Source organism: Amycolatopsis sp. (genome assembly GCF_036008905.1).
In the GTDB taxonomy this organism is placed as follows: domain Bacteria; phylum Actinomycetota; class Actinomycetes; order Mycobacteriales; family Pseudonocardiaceae; genus Amycolatopsis.
In genome coordinates, this window is the sequence record NZ_DASYMU010000255.1 from 128,739 (window position 1) to 143,078 (window position 14,340).

The window sequence follows — 14,340 nt, forward strand, 5'->3', positions numbered from 1 at the left end:
GGCTTTATCTGCTGTGCGGGTATGGGGACCTGGGAGGGGACTTTGCGCTATCGAGTCGAGGCCGCGGATCGGCCGGACGCGTTGTACGCGGAATGGGGAGGCGGGGTGTTCCGTGCTCAACGTTCGACCGCGGACGGCACAGTGCTGCTGGTAGCGCTGCCGGGTGAGGAGGCGCCGCCCGGTTTCGACATCGAATGGAACGGCGCGCCGGCCAAGGTGGTCCCGGACGCCGAAGCGAGTTCCACCTTCAGCATCCAGACACATTGCCGCTACGACGACGAGATCTACCAGGTCGCGTCCCAGACCGGCGGCACCGAACTGACCCTGCGCTGGGTCGGCCAGGACGAGGTCCGGGCCCGCGAACTCGGCTTGGTCGACTTCTCGACCAACGCCTCACCGGAGCAGCTCACCGCGATCTGGCAGGCGCGCCACGACTTCGCCGAGACGCCCGTCCGCCCGGAACCTGTCGCCGAGGACCAGTCCGCGCTGCTGCGCGCGATCGGCCGGACGCTGCTGCGGGTCCTGCCCGAAGGCTGGCAGCGTGTCGGCGCCCAGTTCCGCCAAGTCGGGGACTACGCGGAGCTGGAAATCCGCTCGGTCGGCGACGAGATCGGCGGAGATGTGTCTGTATCACTATCAGCGCCGCCGCAGCTCAGCGGCTTGTTCACCCGGCTGCGGTCGGCGATGTACGAGCCCGGCACCGGCACCTGGTTCCAGGGCACGTTCACCCTCGACGCGGCTTCGCAGTTCGATTTCGACTTCGACGCGGACGCCGAGCCGAACTGGCGCCTCGCGCCGAACGAAGGCGGCCGGCCGAGCCCGCGCTCCTACGAGGCCGAGTTGACGCTGTTCCCGCGCGAGGCCAAACACGTTCCGGCATGGCTTTCCGCGAAGGCGGGCCTGCCGCTCGACGTCGTCTTCCGGATGGCGAGGCCGGTCGACTCGCACAATGAGGGCGAACGGCCCGTGGTCAACCGGCCGCCGGTGCCGCCGGACCAGGTCCGCGGCCTGCTCGACTACCTCTTCCGGTCGCCGGTCGCGGTGGCCAAGCCCGGCCCGCCGGGGCCCGACATCTTCACCCCGAACGGCCCGCCTGACGTGCCGAACGCGTTCCACACCGACGGCAGCTGGATCTGGCCCGCCGCGGTGCCGCACTACCTGCGCAAGTACGGCGTCCCGCCCGAGGCCGAACTCGTCGAGCACATCCGGGCGAACGGGTTCCGGCCGCCGTACGTCAGCGAGCTCGTGCGTGCGACAGCCGAGTCCGAGCTGGTCAAGAAGCCGCGCCCGGCCCAGATCGCGGCCGAACTGCCGGACGAATCCGCGCCCGCCAAGATCGACCGCGGCGACGAACCCGCCCAGGATCTGCGCGCGGCGGACGTCCTGACCGTGCTGCACCGGCGGCTCGCCGAACACGGCGTCAACGCGTCGGTGTACCGGATCGGCGGGGAGACGGCGCCCGCTGACGGGATCTGGTGGCTGCGGAAGTCGGAGTCCGGCTGGGAGGTCGCGCGGCCGCCGACGGACGAGCCGATCGGGTTCGCCCATCTCGAGCAGGCGGCCAGGTTCTTCCTCGGCACGCTGCTGCTGTATCCGGGCCGCGCGGGTGAAGAGCCAGAGCTGCGCGAGTCGGCGGCGGACTGGCCGATCGTGCCGCTGCGGGGCGAACCGCCGCTGAGCTTCTACCGCGGCAAGCGGATCATCGTGCTCCCCACCGGGACCACGGTCCAGCGCTTCGGTAACGAAGCCGGGAACCTCGTGCACGCGGAGTCGGCACGGTTCGTCGAGACCTCGCTGGCGTTCGAACGCGAGCGTGAGCGGCGGATGTACCGCGTGCAGCGTCCGCTCCGAGTGCTGACCGGCGTCACCGCGCCATGGAGCGGCATGCCCGGCGGGGCCGTGGCGTACCTGCTGCCGCGGCCGCTCGGCCAGCACCTCGAAACCGGGTCGCTCGGCCGGATTTAGGCGGCGGTGATCAGGACGGCGGGCGCCCACCAGTAGTCGGCGAGCGGCTCGACGTCGATCTCGGTGAAGCCCGCTTCGGTGAGCTGGTCGACCCAGCTCGCCGCGGGCTGCTCCCAGTTCGTGCGCGCGACATTCGGGTCGACCTGGCCGAGCAGGACCGGCAACAGGAAGCCCTGCGCGACGAGCTGGGCATCGTCGCCGTACTCGGCGATGCCGCGTTCGTACCGGCTGACTAGCGACTGCACCTGCTCCGGAGTGCCTTCGACCTGCACCGGGACGTCGAACTCGGCGATCGTCAGCACGTCCGTGTGCTCCCTGAGCGCCTTCAGCACGCTGACGCGGTCGTGGATCGGCACGGATTGGAGGGAGAACGTCGCCTGCGCCCGGTCCCAGTGCCGGTCACCGAGCCGCGCGAAGAACTCCTGCGCGGGCTGCTGCCAGGCGTGTACCTCGGTGTTGACGTCGGCAAGTTGCTTTGTCGCCGCGTCGAGCAGAGCGGCGGACGGCTCAACCAGGTCGATCCTGGACGGCACGTGACCAGCGCTTTCGAGGGCTGGGACCAGCGCGAGCCCGTCACCGCAGCCGATGTCCAGCAGCGATTCGGGCTGCGCCTCGTCGTACCCCGCGGCGAGTTGCTCGCTCAGGCGCTCGTACAGGTTGACGTTGCCGCCGCCGCGCACGAACGCGGTGAACGCCGCAGGCTGGTCGTAGACGGGCCGGTCGGCATCGGCGCCGTACTTGGCCAGCAGCGCGTCGAGAGAGTCGTTCATGCCGGTAGTAACCCCTGCCTACGTCCGCGAGTTCCTAAAACGGGACCCACAACGTCACGCGGGTGCCGCTGCCCGGCGTCGACTCGACCAGCGCGGTGCCGCCGACCTCGGTCAGCCGGGCGTTGATCGACTCGCTGATGCCGAATCCCGGCGGCCGTGAGTCGATGCTGAACCCGGTGCCGTGGTCGCGCGTGATCACCGCGACACCGCCGTCGCGCTCCTCGACCCGGACGACGACCTGATCGGTCCCCGCGTGTTTCAACGTGTTCCGCAACGCCTCACGCACGGCGTCTCGGATGGCGATCTGACGCACCTCGGAGAACGTTTCGTCGTCGAGTTCGGCGATCACCAGCTGCGCCCGCAGCCCGTCGCGCGCCATCTCGGCCGCGAGCGCGGCGAGCTTCTCACCGAGCGGCCGCGTACCGACTTCGGCCGCTTCGGCGGCCGCGCTTTCGATGCTGTGCCGCAGCTCCATGGCCTGGGTCCTGGCGAGTCTGCGGACCTTTACGAGCTGCTGTTCGGCGTCGCCGGAATTGGACAGGGAGATCGCTTCGAGCGTCTGCAACACGGTGTCGTGCAACATCCGGTGCTGCTGCGCACGCTCGGCGAGCCGCCCGTTGCGAATGCCGTACGCGAGCGCCAGCCGCGTGCCGAGCCCGATCAGCACCAACGCCCCGCATGCCGTGAACAGCACCCCGAGCATCGAGCTGTACCCGGCGAGCGCGCCGGAAAGGCTGGGGGTGCCGCCGTTGATCCACGTCCCCACCACCCGCACCGGCAGACTCGCCGCAGCCAGCCCGAGCGCGTAGGGCACTCCGACCGCGAGCGTCAGCAACGCGACCGCACCGAACAGCTGCTTGCCCGGCACCAGCATCGCGTCGGCGAAGACGTCCGACGGCACGAAAGCCGCGACCACCAACCCGGACAGCATGGTGAACACGACGTCGACAATCATCAGCCGCTTGGCCATGTCACTGCGGAACGGCGCCGAGCGCAGCAGCCAGAAGATGCCGTAGACGTTCAGTAACACCGAAAAAACCGTGATGAGTACGACCGGCGCCGCACCCCGGCCACCGTGCGCGGCCATGAACCCCGCCAGCGCGCCCGGCACCGACACCACGCGATAGGCCAGCGGCACCATCGCGACATACCGCGCCGCCCGCAGCAGCAGCCCGTCTCTTGGCACCAGGTCGACCGGCCCCGCCATCTTCGAGATCCGCCGCAACGCCCGCATCGGCGTCGGGTCGGCGATCTCGTCGGACAGCTCGGAAGTGGCCGTGGCCAGCGCCGGCGCACCCCGGCGCAGCAGCGTCAGCAGGAAGCTGGCGGGCCGGGGAGGGTCAGGCGCCTCGGTCAAATCAGATCTCCGTTCACCTGTGTGGGTGATCGAGTATCTGCCGATTGTTGCCGAAATGGCTGAACACGCGGCAAAGATTCCCCAAATGACCTAGCTTCAAGTGAGTAGCTGGTCCACCTGGACCCGCAGATCGAACGGTTCGTCGGCGGTGAACTGCCCGTTACGTCCGGAGCGTTCTGATAGCCGAGTTCACCCGCGAGATGACACGCGACCAGCGACCCCGGCTCGGTGATGTCGACGATCCAGTAGTGCCCGATCCCCGCATCGGCGTACTCACCGTGCTTGAGGATGTAGTCGGTCCGGCGAGAACCCGGCGACACGATCTCGAGGTCCGGTCGGCGGGAGAAGCCAGTCTCCCACGTCTTGAGCGCGGTCCGGTGCCACCGCGCCATGATCACTTCGGTTACTCCGACGTGGTCAGGCCCTGTTCGGCGGCCCATTTGCGCAGTTCCGCCACGGCTTCGTCGTGCTCGAGAGGCCCGCGGTCGAGCCTCAGCTCCTTCAGGAACTTCCACGCCTGGCCGACCATCGGCCCCGGCGGCAGGCCGAGCAGCTTCATGATCTCGTTGCCGTCGAGGTCCGGCCGGATGCGCGCGAGGTTCTCGTCGGCCGCGATCCGGGCGATCCGCTCCTCGAGCTGGTTGTACGTCCCCTGGAGCGCGGCGGCTTTGCGCTTGTTGCGGGTGGTGCAGTCGGCGCGCACGAGCTTGTGGAGCCGGGGGAGCAGGTCACCGGCATCGGTGACGTACCGGCGGACGGCGGAGTCGGTCCACTCGCCCTTCCCGTAACCGTGGAACCGCAGGTGGAGGAAGACGAGCTGCGAGACGTCGTCGATGATTTCCTTCGAGTACTTCAGCGCGCGCAAACGTTTGCGGGCCATCTTCGCGCCGACGACCTCGTGGTGGTGGAAGCTCACGCCGCCACCCTCCTGGAACTCGCGGGTCGCGGGTTTGCCGACGTCGTGGAGCAGCGCGGCGAGCCGCAGGATCAGGTCCGGGTTCGACGTCGGTTCGTGCGTCTTCTCCAGGTCGATCGCCTGCTGGAGCACGGTCAGCGAGTGCTGGTAGACGTCCTTGTGCTGGTGGTGCTCGTCGATCGCGAGCCGCATGCCCGGCACCTCCGGCAGCACGCGGTCCGCGAGCCCGGTGTCGACCATCAGCTCGAGACCCGGCGTCGGGTTGTCCGCGAGGAGGAGCTTCGACAGCTCAGCCTGCACTCGCTCGGCGGTGATGCGATCGATCTCACCCGCCATCGAAGTCATCGCCTCGACCACGCGCGGCGCCGGGGTGAACCCCAGCTGCGCGACGAACCTGGCGGCACGCAGCATGCGCAGCGGGTCGTCGGCGAAGGACTCCTGCGGGGTCGCGGGGGTGTCCATCACCTTGTCGCGCACCGCGGCCAGGCCACCGTGCGGATCGACGAAGGTCTTGGTCGACAAGTCGATCGCCATCGCGTTGACGGTGAAGTCCCGGCGCAGCAGGTCGCCCTCGATCGAGTCGCCGAAGGTGACCTCCGGGTTGCGCCCGACGCGGTCGTAGCTGTCCGCGCGGAAGGTGGTGATCTCCAGTGTGAGGCCCTTTTTGGTGACCCCGACCGTGCCGAAGGCGATCCCGATCTCCCAGACGCCGTCGGCCCACGGGCGGACGATCTCCAGCACCTTGTCCGGCCGTGCGTCGGTGGTGAAGTCGAGGTCGCTCGACAGCCGGCCGAGCAGCGCGTCCCGCACGCTGCCGCCGACGAGGTACAGCCGGTGTCCGGCTTTGGCGAACAACTGGGCCAGCTCGTCCGCGAGAGGGGAGATCCGCATCAATTCGGTCACCGCGTTACGCATGGCGACACGCCCGCCCGTCTCCCGACCACCACCCCCAGCGGAAACGCTGCGCGTTACTGGTTCATTCACCGAGATCCCACCAACAAGAGAGTCCACTTACTACGTAGACCGATCGACACGGACACGGAGAGCCAGCGTACTGGCGTAACCGTTTGCTCTAGCATCGCAGCATGTCAGGATCGGCCGGTCGCTCCGGTGCCGCTAAGCCGGGTCGCCGGCGCAGGCGCCAACGCGGCAGGAGGCTGACCACCGTCGACGAGACCTCCGCCGGCGGGCTGGTCATGGACGACGGCAGGCTGCACGCGGTGCTGATCGGACGGCTCGATCGCCACGGCAGACTGCTCTGGTCCCTGCCGAAGGGTCATATCGAAGACGGCGAGACAGTAGAGCAGACAGCGGTACGGGAAGTAAAGGAAGAAACGGGCATTTCGGCGCGCGTGTTGCGTCCGCTCGGCAGTATCGACTACTGGTTCGTCGCCGAACGCCGACGCGTCCACAAGACCGTGCATCATTTCCTCCTGACAGCCGAGGGCGGCGAGCTCTCGGACGAAGACGTCGAAGTCACCGAGGTCGCGTGGGTCCCGGTGGCCGAGCTCGAAGCCAAACTCGCGTACGCCGACGAGCGGAAGCTGGTGCGCAAGGCACGCGCCCTTTTCGCCGCCGAAGAAGAAGAGCCTGCAGCTGAGGGAGTAACTGAGTGAAGCGGCTTGCCGCCATCGGCCTTGCCGGTCTGTTCCTTGTGGGTCAAGGACTGCTCGGCGCGCCAGCGATGGCGCAGCAGTCCCCGGAACCACCGCGGCTCCGGCTCGAAGTGAGCCAGCTGAACCCGAGGTACGTGACCTCCACCTCCACCACGCTCAACATTCCCGGCAAGATCACCAACATCGGCGACCGCAAGATCACCAACCTTAGGGTCCGGCCCGAACTGGCTGACCGCCTGACGACCGAACGCCAGCTCACGGACACGATCGCGGGCGGGGTGCCGACGACGTCCGACCCGCCGCGGTTCCAGCCCGTCATCGACACGCTCGAGCCCGGCCAGTCGGCGCCGTTCAACATCACCGTGCCGCTGGGCGGCGGGCCGAACGCGCTGCAGATCACCAAGGCGGGCGTGTACCCGCTGCTCGTCAACGTGAACGGGACCCCCGAATTCGGTGGTGCGGCCAGGCTCGCGGCGCTGAGCATGCTGCTGCCGGTCGTCGGCGTGCCGGGCAAGGAAACGCCGCATCCCGCGAAGGCGGCCGGGCTGTCGATCCTGTGGCCGATCGCGAACACCGTGCCGAGGGTCGCGAGCATGCCGTTCCGCGGCCAGCTCCTGCTCACCGACGACGAGCTTGCCACCGAACTCACTCCCGGCGGGCGGCTGCACTCGCTGGTCATGGCCGCGAAACTCCAGCAGGACAACGAAGCGCTCTTCGGCTCGATGTGCTTCGCGCTCGACCCCGATCTGGTCGACACCGCCGAACTGATGACCCACGGCTACCAGTTCCGGACCGGCTCCGGCACCACCGACGGCAAGGGGGTCCAGGCGGCGAAGGACTGGCTGGACCTGCTCAAGCAGGTGACTGCCGGGCATTGCGTGGTCGCGATGCCGTACGCCGACGCCGACCTGACGGTGCTTTCGAAGGTCCACAACGGCGATCAGCCGGATCCCGACCTGGTCACCGCGGCGGTCTCCGGCGCGGCGGTCATCCAGCGGGTTCTCGGCGTCCAGCCCCAGCGTGGCGTGCTCTGGCCCGAAGGTTCGATGGACACCAAAACGCTCGCGATGCTCTCGGCGGCCGGGATCGAAACCGTGCTCTCGGAGTCGAGGAACCTGCAGTCGGACGGGCCGGTCACCAGCGGCGTGTCGCTGAGCGGGACCGAGCTCCGCGCGCAGCCGATCGATTCCCTGCTCGCGTCGGCGCTGGCCGGGAAGACCGACGTCAAGCCGTCGACCAACGGGAACGGGAATCTCACCGTCACCACCGGCGTGAGCACCCAGCCCGCGGTCGCCGCGCAGAACGGGCTCGCCGCGCTAGCCTTCCGCGCCGGGCTGGGCCAGCAGGCGGCGTCGCCGGGGCCGTTGCTGCTCGCGCCCCCGCGTCGCTGGAACGTGCCACTCGCCGAGCTGCAGAACCTCCTGCGGACGGTCGGTGACTACACGACCGCGGGTCTCGTGGCGCCCAAGCCGCTTCAGCAGTTGCTCACGACGTCCGCCGACAAACAGGCGACGATGACTTCGGATGCCAAGGACACCACCGGATCCGACGACCTCAGCGAGTCGATTTCGGCGGTCGACACGAGTACGTCCGGTCTCGCCTCCGCGATGACCGTGGACTCGACATCCCAGGTCAAGCCGGCGGACCTGGTCAGCCCGGTCCGTACCGGTCTGGTGCGGGCCGCCGCGGTGGCGTGGCAGGACAACGCGGGTGGCGCCCCGGCCGCGACGTTCAACGCGCGGGCCGAACTGGCCTCGCTGAGCGACCGGGTAGCCGTGCTGCCCCCACCGCAAACGCTTTCGCTGGCGTCCGGCACCTCACCACTGCCGGTCCTCGTGTCGAACTCGCTGCCCGTGGCGATCACCGTGCGGGTCACGTTGCTGAACAACGCCGCGCTGCGGCCGAGCGAGCAGGATCAGGCGCAGAACAGGCTGATCCCGGCGAACGGCTCGGTGCCCCAGTACATCCCGATCGAGGCACTGCGAGCGGGCCGGTTCAGCGTCGATGTGGCGTTGACCACGCCATCCGGTAACCAACTCGGCGCGCCCGCGCGGTTCGAACTGACCTCGAACGACTTCGGGATCATCACCGTCATCGTCACCGCGAGCGCAGGTGGGGCTCTCCTCCTGCTGTCCTCGCGGCGCATCTATCGTCGGATCAAGGAGAGCAAAGCGCAGCGCGGCGCCTGACGCCGCAAGGTCACCTGGTTGGCTTAATCGGGTTGGGTTCGAGAAGTTTCGGGCCCCGCCGATTACCCTGGGTCGACCGAACGCGCTCACCGAGGGCGCAGACACAGACCGTTGAGGATTGGGCACGCGTTGGACAGAGACCCGGGTTCACCGCCCGAGCGTGCCGGACGCCCCCCTCGTCCCGACGGAGCGCAGCCCCCGCCACCGCCGCCGCGCGTCACCAGGCCACAGCCGCTGCCCCCGCTGCCGCAGCCGTCCCGGCGGCAGCAGCAACCGCCGCCGCCGGACGGCCGTCGTCGCGGCGCGCCTTCGCCGGACGCCGAGAAGACCCGACGGTTCAGGCCGCTGTCCCAGCCGTCGGGCCGGGGGAAACAGCCTCCTCCCGCGCAGCAGCCGCCTACGCGCGGACGTCAGCGTCCGCCGAACGAGCCGCCTCGCAAGCCGCCGCCGCTCCCGCCGCAACCGCCGCGACGTCCACCGCCGCCGGTGCGCCCGTGGGAAGACGGCCCGCAGCCGTCGGTACCGGACGCGACCCAGTTCATCCCGCGTATCCAAGGCGCGCCGGTCGGCACCCGCTGGCCGACCGCCGACCCGGACTTCCTGCGGCCATACGACGCGCTCGCGACCCAGGTCATGCCGCGGGTCGACACCCCGCTGGTCAAGCGGCCGGGACATACCGGCGAACAGCCGGTCACCCCGGCGAAGGCGCCATCGCTGGCGAAGTCGAGCGGCCGGATGGCGATCGCGTCGCTGATCAGCCGGATCACCGGCTTCCTGTGGAAGGTGCTGCTGGTCGCGGCGATCAGTGCCGGCGTGGCCAACGACTCGTTCAACGTCGCCAACACGTTCCCGAACATCATCTTCGAGCTGCTGCTGGGCGGCGTGCTCTCCAGCGTGGTCGTGCCGCTGCTGGTGCGTTCCCAGGACGACAAGGACGGCGGCGAGGCGTACACCCAGCGACTCATGACGGTCGCGCTGACATTGCTGGTCATCGGCACGGTGGTCGCCGTGATCGCCGCGCCGGTCTTCACGTCGCTCTACATCGACAACAAGACCAATGGCGCGAATCCGGCGCTGGCGACGGCGTTCGCGTACCTGTTGCTCCCGCAGATCTTCTTCTACGGCATGTTCGCGCTGATCTCGGCCGTCCTGAACTCGAAGAGCATCTTCGGGCCCACGGCCTGGGCGCCGGTGGTCAACAACCTCGTCGTCATCTTCACGATCGTCGTGCTGATCGTGGTGCCGGGTGACATCTCGCTTGACCCGGTCAGCGTCACCGACCCCAAGGTCCTGATCCTCGGCATCGGCGTCACGGCCGGGATCATCACGCAGGCGGTGCTGCTGGTGCCGCCGCTGCTGCGCTCCGGCTTCCGGTTCAAGTGGCGCTGGGGCATCGACAAGCGGATGAAGGAGTTCGGCGGCCTTGCCGTCTGGATCCTCGGCTACGTCGCGGTGAGCCAGGTCGGTTACGTCATCACGACCCGGGTGCTCACCAGCGGCAGCGCCGGCGGGGTGACGGCGTACGCGAACGCTTGGCTGCTGTTCCAGCTGCCCTACGGCGTCATCGGCGTCTCGCTGCTGACCGCGATCATGCCGCGGATGAGCCGCGCGGCCGCCGACGGCGACAACAAGAAGCTGATCGGCGACCTGTCGTACGCGTCGCGCATCTCGACGGTGATGCTCGTGCCGATCTCCGCGGTGATGACCATCATCGGCTCGTCCATCGGACTGGCGCTGTTCAGTTTGGGCAAGGGCACCGTCGAAGACGCTTCGCGACTCGGTGACGCACTGGCCATCTCGGCGTTCGCACTGCTCCCGTACGCGCTGGTGATGCTCCAGCTGCGGGTGTTCTACGCGATGAAGGACGCCCGCACCCCGACGCTGATCATGCTCGTGATGACCATCGTCAAGATCCCGATGCTCTATCTGTGCCAGGCACTGCTCGACCCGGGCCAGATCGTGCTCGGCGTGATGATGGTCAACGGGCTGACCTACGTCGTAGGCGCCATGCTCGGCCAGGTTTGGCTGTGGGTCACGCTGGGTAATCTCCGGAGCAAGCGGGTCCTCGGGGTGATCCTCTTCACGGTCGTCGCCAGCGCGCTCGGCGTCGGCGCGGCGGTGCTCGTCGGCTTCCTCGTGCCGGCCTCGCTGGGCGTGGTCTTGCAGGCCTGGATCAAGTTGATCTTGCAGGGTGTGGTCGGCATCGCCGTGTCGTTCGGCGTGCTCATGGCACTGAAGGTGGAGGAAGTGGCCCCGGCCACGGCGAGAATCACCCGGTTGATCAAGCGGGGATAACGATTGACGCACAGATGGACGCGCGTTCACCGGTCGTGTTCCCGTACCCTCAGTCAGGGAGATAACCGGGAGAGTGCGTGGATACGAGACGGAGCGAACAAGCCGGGAGCGCCGACCAGGCGGGCAACCGTGCCCGTGGGGGTTCGTTGGCACCCGGCCGTGTGGTGGGCGATGGCCGTTATCGCCTGCTCGCGCAGTTCGGCATTGACGAGCGCGCAGGGGCGCATTTCTGGCGCGCCCGTGATGGGCAGCTCCGCCGCGACGTAGCGCTGACGCTGCTGGCCGGAGACCCGGCCGACGCCGAATCCGCCCGGCTCGCACGCCGCACTCTCGAACGCGCCACGCACGCGTCGAAGTTCGGTCACAGCGGTGTCGCCAGGGTGCTCGACGTACTCAGTCTCGGCAGCGGGGTGACGTCCAGCGAGGGTCTGCTGGGGGTCGTCGTCGCCGAATGGACCAAGGGCAGCGACCTCGTCGACCTCATCGCCGAGCGCCCGGTGGCACCCGCCGCCGCGGCCAGGATGGTGCAGGCGCTCGCGGAGGCCGTCGAGCAGGCCCACCAGTCCGGTCTCGTGCTCGGGCTCGACCACCCGCAACGGCTGCGCCTCACTCCCGACGGCGCGCTGAAACTCGCTTTTCCCGGCCCGCTGCCCGACGCGACGCTGCGCGACGACGTCAAGGCACTCGGCGCCGTCCTCTACCTCCTGCTGACCGGGCGCTGGGCACTGCCCGGCGGCCCGCCCGCGATCCCGGCGGCGCCGCTTTCCCCGGCCGGTCGCCTGATTCCGCCGCGCACCCTGGTGCCCTCGGTTCCGCCCGAGCTTTCGTCGCTGGCCGTCCGCACGGTCGAGGACGGCGGGCACGGTGGCATCCGCACCAGCTCCGCGATCCTTCGCGTGCTCGGCCAGGTCGCCGAGGCCGAAGAACGCACCCAGCTGATCAAGGCCGTCGGCGGTGAGCCGGTCAAGGAAGACGGCACCGTCTGGACCACGAAGAAGCCGGTCAAGGACGCCTCGCGCCGGCGCAAGCTCGCGCTCGGTGTGACCGTGCTCGTGGTCGCCGTGGTCTGCATCCTGGCTTGGATCGGCCTGATGCTGATCAGCTTCTTCCAGAACGACCCGGCGTCCACCGGTCCGAAGGTCAACGTCGCCGCCCCGCCCGCCGCGACGGCGCCGGCAGGCGCGCCCACCGGGGAAGCGTCCCCGGCGGCACCGCCTGCCGCCCCTCCCGCCGCGACCGGCCAGCCGGTGACCCCCTCGGCCGTCGGCGTCTACAACCCGGACGGCAACGGCGACAGCCCGGCACGCGCGAAGTTCGCCACCGACGCCAAACCCGAAACGTTCTGGCGCACCGACGAGTACAGGCAGCAGTTCCCCGGGCTCAAGGAGGGTGTCGGCCTGGTCGTCACCTTCAAGGACGCGGTGAACCTCTCGTCGGTCAAGATCGACGGCGCCACCGCGGGCACCAAGGTCGAGATCAGGACCGCGGACAGCAACAAGCCCAACCTGGGAGACACCAAGGTCGTCGGCGCGGGCGACCTGAACGGCCCCGAAACGACCATCAACTTGCAGCAGCCGCAGCAGACGAAGTACGTCATCGTCTGGATCACCCAGTTGGGCAACGGCAACGGTGGCAAATTCATCACCCAGATCAACGACATGAGCTTCACAGCTGCCGGGTGAGCTGCACCACGGGGTCAGTAAGCTCTGGCGGGTGACCGCAGCCGCACCCACGGACGCGGATCTCATAGCGGCGCACGCCGCTGGGGACCCGCACGCCTTCAGTGAACTGGTCCGTCGACATCGCGATCGAATGTGGGCGGTCGCGCTCCGGACGGTCAGAGACCCCGAAGAAGCCGCAGACGCTCTCCAGGACGCGTTCATCTCGGCGTTCAGAGCGGCCGGCAACTTCCGCGCCGAATCCCAGGTGACCACCTGGCTGCACCGGATCGTGGTGAACGCCTGCCTCGACCGGATCCGCCGCCGTCAGGCGCGGCCGACGGTCCCGTTGCCGGAAACCGGGTTCAACGAACCCGCGTCGCCGCGCGACTCGATGTCGGACCGCGAGACCAAGCTGGTCATCACCGCGGCGCTCGAGCAACTCCCCGAAGATCAACGCGCCCCGATCGTGCTTGTCGACGTCGAGGGCTATTCGGTGGCTGAGACGGCGAAAATGCTGGGCATCGCCGAAGGAACGGTCAAAAGCCGGTGTGCCCGAGGTCGCGCGAAGCTGGCCAAGGTTCTCGGTCATCTGCGGAACCCCGATGCGATTGCGAACGTCCCAACTTCCGAAAGCAAACGAGTCGGGGAGGGACGATGACGGACGAAAGTCGGGGGATTGGCGGGACCGTGGGTCCGCCGTGGTCTGTCGATGTGCTCGCCGACCTCCACGCGGGTGTGCTGGAGGACCACGAGGCAGCCGAGTTGTGGCCGCGCGTCAACGCCGATCCGCAAGCGCTGGCGATCATCGAAGCGCTGGAATCGACCACCGCAGATCTGGCCCTGCTGACAGCGGGGCCCGTCGAGCCGATGCCGGCGCATTTCGCGGCCAGGCTGGACGCGGCACTCGCCAACGAAGCCGGGCTACAGCGGGGAGAGCCCGCCGTCGCCCCGGTCGTCAGCCTCGACGCGGCTCGCAAGCGCCGGAACAAGCGCCTCGGCTGGGGCACGGGTGTCCTGGCCGTGGCCGCGGCGGCCGTCGCGGCCGTCGCGATCGCGTTGCCGGCCAGTCAGCAGGGTGGCGAGAGCTCGGTGGCCGCGCCACCCGCACCGTCGGCGTCGTCCGGCCAGGCCGGTTTGGGTGATCCGGTCGGCAGTGACGGCAGCGGAGCGGAAGCACTCATCGGCAAGTCGATGGGCGTGCGCGATTTCGGCCCGCTCGGCACCGAAGCCCGGCTCGACGCCTGTCTGAGCGCCGCCGGGCTGGATCCGCAGATCCGTCCGGCCGGCGTCCGGCCGGTCGCGGTCGACGGGAAGACCGACGTGCTGGTCATCCTCACCACCGGGAAGCTCGCCCAGTACCGCATCGTCGCCTTCGGACCGGACTGTGGCCCCGGCAATCCGTCCGTCCTCTTCGACAAGGTGATCGGCCAGAAGTAGCCCCAGCACCCCGAACGGACTTTTCCGGCGCTTTTCGCGGCCGGAAAGGTCCGTTCTGTGCATCCGGGTGGCCTAGGTGCGGCGCCAGTCACGCCCGGGAACACCGGCACCTACGATCGTGTTAGGCCTGATAC

Annotated in this window: 10 protein-coding genes and 1 pseudogene; 7 read left to right on the forward strand and 4 right to left on the reverse strand. The window is 68.9% G+C overall.

What is annotated here, in order from left to right; all coding sequences use genetic code 11:
- Positions 1–42: 42 nt before the first annotated feature.
- A complete protein-coding gene (locus tag VGP60_RS40900; protein WP_327553612.1) occupies positions 43–1,965 on the forward strand; it encodes a TNT domain-containing protein in 1,923 nt (640 codons plus the stop codon).
- Here the strand turns inward: VGP60_RS40900 and VGP60_RS40905 are convergent.
- The 4 genes and pseudogenes from VGP60_RS40905 to VGP60_RS40920 all read right to left on the reverse strand — a co-directional run bounded on the left by VGP60_RS40905 (position 1,962) and on the right by VGP60_RS40920 (position 5,923).
- Positions 1,962–2,735: a class I SAM-dependent methyltransferase gene (locus VGP60_RS40905; RefSeq protein WP_327553613.1), complete on the reverse strand. Its 774-nt coding sequence runs from the start codon at positions 2,733–2,735 to the stop codon at positions 1,962–1,964. The two genes, VGP60_RS40900 and VGP60_RS40905, sit on opposite strands and share 4 nt — an antisense overlap.
- Positions 2,736–2,769: 34 nt before the next feature.
- Positions 2,770–4,092, reverse strand: a complete 1,323-nt coding sequence (locus VGP60_RS40910) for a sensor histidine kinase (RefSeq protein WP_327553614.1) — start codon at positions 4,090–4,092, stop codon at positions 2,770–2,772.
- 96 nt (positions 4,093–4,188) lie between these two features.
- Positions 4,189–4,484: pseudogene (locus VGP60_RS40915) on the reverse strand (Uma2 family endonuclease).
- Positions 4,485–4,495: 11 nt separating this feature from the next.
- Positions 4,496–5,923, reverse strand: coding sequence for a CCA tRNA nucleotidyltransferase (locus VGP60_RS40920; protein WP_327553615.1), 1,428 nt, complete (start codon positions 5,921–5,923; stop codon positions 4,496–4,498).
- A 170-nt stretch (positions 5,924–6,093) separates the two neighbouring features.
- On the opposite strand from VGP60_RS40920, the gene VGP60_RS40925 reads away from it, so the two are divergent.
- The 6 genes from VGP60_RS40925 to VGP60_RS40950 all read left to right on the forward strand — a co-directional run bounded on the left by VGP60_RS40925 (position 6,094) and on the right by VGP60_RS40950 (position 14,206).
- Positions 6,094–6,624 (forward strand): NUDIX hydrolase, encoded by a 531-nt coding sequence (locus tag VGP60_RS40925; protein WP_327553616.1) that lies wholly within the window; start codon positions 6,094–6,096, stop codon positions 6,622–6,624.
- The gene (locus tag VGP60_RS40930) at positions 6,621–8,813 is read left to right on the forward strand and encodes a DUF6049 family protein (RefSeq protein WP_327553617.1); all 2,193 of its coding nucleotides are present in this window, start codon (positions 6,621–6,623) and stop codon (positions 8,811–8,813) included. The genes VGP60_RS40925 and VGP60_RS40930 overlap by 4 nt, the downstream gene beginning before the upstream one ends.
- 486 nt (positions 8,814–9,299) lie before the next feature.
- Complete coding sequence (gene murJ / locus VGP60_RS40935) at positions 9,300–11,108, forward strand: murein biosynthesis integral membrane protein MurJ (protein WP_327553651.1); 1,809 nt, start codon at positions 9,300–9,302, stop codon at positions 11,106–11,108.
- Between the two features lie 77 nt (positions 11,109–11,185).
- Entirely contained in the window at positions 11,186–12,790 is a 1,605-nt protein-coding gene (locus VGP60_RS40940) for a protein kinase family protein (RefSeq protein WP_327553618.1), read from the forward strand.
- Between the two features lie 31 nt (positions 12,791–12,821).
- Positions 12,822–13,427 (forward strand): RNA polymerase sigma factor SigM, encoded by a 606-nt coding sequence (gene sigM / locus VGP60_RS40945; RefSeq protein ID WP_327553619.1) that lies wholly within the window; start codon positions 12,822–12,824, stop codon positions 13,425–13,427.
- The gene (locus tag VGP60_RS40950) at positions 13,424–14,206 is read left to right on the forward strand and encodes a hypothetical protein (protein WP_327553620.1); all 783 of its coding nucleotides are present in this window, start codon (positions 13,424–13,426) and stop codon (positions 14,204–14,206) included. Before sigM ends, VGP60_RS40950 begins: the two co-directional genes overlap by 4 nt.
- Positions 14,207–14,340 lie beyond the last annotated feature (134 nt).

Bases quoted from the DNA above. Each gene is read 5' to 3' on its own strand.
- VGP60_RS40905 (WP_327553613.1), bottom strand. From the start codon at position 2,735: ATGAACGACTCTCTCGACGCGCTGCTGGCCAAGTACGGCGCCGATGCC.
- VGP60_RS40920 (WP_327553615.1), bottom strand. From the start codon at position 5,923: ATGCGTAACGCGGTGACCGAATTGATGCGGATCTCCCCTCTCGCGGAC.
- VGP60_RS40925 (WP_327553616.1), top strand. From the start codon at position 6,094: ATGTCAGGATCGGCCGGTCGCTCCGGTGCCGCTAAGCCGGGTCGCCGG.
- VGP60_RS40950 (WP_327553620.1), top strand. From the start codon at position 13,424: ATGACGGACGAAAGTCGGGGGATTGGCGGGACCGTGGGTCCGCCGTGG.